The sequence below is a fragment of the Anoxybacillus kestanbolensis genome, assembly GCF_001996285.1.
Taxonomy (GTDB): domain Bacteria; phylum Bacillota; class Bacilli; order Bacillales; family Anoxybacillaceae; genus Anoxybacillus; species Anoxybacillus kestanbolensis_A.
Map to the genome: position 1 here is coordinate 1 of NZ_MQAD01000045.1, position 2,056 is coordinate 2,056.

The 2,056-nt window shown below is 33.2% G+C and carries 2 protein-coding genes; both read left to right on the top strand.

Annotated elements, in window-relative coordinates; genetic code table 11:
- On the top strand, positions 1-836 hold an 836-nt coding region (locus BO219_RS14590), incomplete at its 5' end, for an RHS repeat-associated core domain-containing protein (RefSeq protein ID WP_198936704.1).
- Between the two features lie 242 nt (positions 837-1,078).
- Positions 1,079-2,032, top strand: a complete 954-nt coding sequence (locus tag BO219_RS14340) for a YncE family protein (RefSeq protein ID WP_077430002.1) — start codon at positions 1,079-1,081, stop codon at positions 2,030-2,032.
- Positions 2,033-2,056: the final 24 nt, after the last annotated feature.

Below are 2,056 nucleotides of genomic sequence, written 5' to 3' on the forward strand. Positions count from 1 at the left end.
AGAAAAAATTTGGGGTAACTCCTCAAATATATGATCACCCAACCGCCATGACCAAAGGCGGAGTAACTTACTATTATCATGTCAACGGTCACGGTGATGTCACGGCATTAACCGATGCAAATGGTAATGTTGTGGCACAGTATCAGTATGATGCTTGGGGAAATATTATTTCGCAAACAGGCACGATGGCTTCGTCTAACCCATATCGTTATGCTGGTTATCGTTATGATGAAGAAACTGGATTATACTATCTCATGGCACGTTATTATGATGCGAACATTGGTCGGTTTATTACAAGGGATACGTTCCATGGGTTTGAGGATGATCCGCAGAGTTTGAATCAATATGCTTATGCTAATAATAACCCTGTAGTGAATATAGATCCTGATGGGCAATTTGCCATGCTCATTCCTGCAGCTTATGCTGCGGCAGTGGCAGTTTTAGGCACTGCGTTAGTTTATTATGCAATTAAGGCACTTGATGCTGTGGGAGAATTAATTGATCAAAGTTTTGCTAGAGTAAAAACAAAACCGAACTATAGATCTAAATATGAGTTACATCATATAGTCGCACAAAAGGCCAAAAAAGCACAACCAGCTCGTAATGTATTGAGCAAGGTCGGTCTCAATGTAAATAATCCTCAAAACTTAATTAGCATTAAAACAGGGCTGCATAGAAGATTGCATACAAATAAATACTATGAAACAATTAATAACATCATGAATTATGCCTATAATAAAAAGTACAGTTATAAAACAAACAGAAAAAGAGTAATTGCAGCTCTTGATGCAATTAAAGTATGGTTAAAAACAAAGAGTTTCTTTTCACCGTTCTAATGGTGAAACTAGGTTGATTTTTCAGAATGGGCCGATTATAGCCTATTAGCATAACCATGCAAATGAGATTAACGTAGAGCCACTGCAGGTATGACTATAGAAAAGAAAAACGTCAGTAGACAAAATCCATCATACCCGTTACTCCATGTTAATCTCTATATTCTTAACCATTTAGAAGTTAAAGATTATACCTAAATCAAAACTTAAACTATTAGTGTCCTCGGTTAAGGAGGGATCAAAACATGTTTCAAATGAATCTAATAAAAAAACTAAAAACTTCTTACCGTATAAGACTGTCAGGAGATAATCAATTTTTATGTCATAATATGGATAGTAAGACGATTGTTTATGATTTAACGACTTGGGAAAAAATTATTGAATTAAACAAACCTAATTATCCAAGTGATATGAGGTTCTCTGAAAACAATAAATATTTATTAATTAAAAGCACTACAGGTACTATATATGTTTATAACACTGCGAACTTCCAGTTGGTAAAAAAGATCCAATCGAAAAAATCTTTTAAGTTGGTTGAAGGAGATACTAATTTTACCCAAGATAATTTAATGATTCTTTCTGTTCTAGAAACCAATGATGGGCAACAAATTGGAACTATTAACATTCATTCAGGGGAATACACGATACTCACAGAATTTAAAAACGCCATTACACTTATTTACTATAATCAATTCCTCAAAAATAGAAATTATCATTTATTTACATTAAGTTATGTAAATAACGAAACGGGTTATAGAGAGAATAAAATTGTTAAAGTTAAGGAACCAATTAACAAGCAGTCAATTGAGTTAAAAAGTCACCCGGAAATTTTAATTTGGGACTCTGTCATTTTCGACTCCATTCATGACGTCTACATCTTGGTAAACGGTTATGAAATAATCTTAGTAGACTCAGACTTTAAAAAGATTTTGAAGAGAGGACACATCATTGACAATGATTCTCCTATGGAACACATTGGATATTTCCAATACCTTCATCAATCAAATGATGGTAGGTTTATTGTAGTGACTTATAATGAAAGTGTAATTATCTTGAGATATGAGGATTTAAAAACCATATTAATTGAAAAAATTCCATATGCTTGTTTTGCTGAATTTAGTAACGATGACCAATATTTACTTGTTGGTACTTGGGAGAACGGGTACGTTTTAGAGAACAACTTACTAGAATATTTTTAGAATTGGTATCTGTACATGTCCTCT